The 579-nt window shown below is 52.0% G+C and carries 1 protein-coding gene; it reads left to right on the forward strand.

Annotated elements, in window-relative coordinates:
* Window positions 1-579 (forward strand): molybdopterin oxidoreductase family protein (locus tag R8N47_RS27010; RefSeq protein ID WP_318186342.1); only part of this gene is annotated, 579 nt, incomplete at both ends.

A 579-nucleotide genomic window follows, 5' to 3' on the forward strand; every position in this document is an offset into this window, starting at 1 on the left:
AGGGCACGACAACGTTCGTTCGATTGCAAACCTGCAATTGTTGTGTGGCAATATCGGTATTGAGGGTGGTGGTATTAACCCACTGCGCGGTCAATCAAACGTGCAAGGTGCGTGTGATATGGGCGCATTGCCGAGCTGTTATCCGGGATACCAAAAAGTGTATAACCCGATTGTTCGTCAGAAATTCGCGATTGAGTGGGATGCGCCGAACTTACCTTCTGAGCAAGGGCTTACCCTAACGGAAATCATCGATGCGGCGTGCAAACGAGAAGTTCGCGGGATGTACATCATGGGCGAAAACCCAGTACTGAGCGATCCAAACCAAGCACACGTGATTGAAGGGTTGGAAGCACTCGACTTCTTGGTCGTGCAAGACATCTTCCTCACCGAGACGGCGCAGTACGCCGATGTGGTATTGCCTTCTTGTTCATTTGCGGAAAAATCCGGTCACTTCACCAATACTGAGCGACGCGTGCAGCGCGTTAATGCGGCAGTGAAAGCGCCGGGTGAGGCGAAAGAAGATTGGTGGATCATTCAAGCGATCGCAAACGCGATGGGCTGCGATTGGCATTACCAGTG

It is taken from the genome of Vibrio sp. 2132-1, assembly GCF_033344315.1.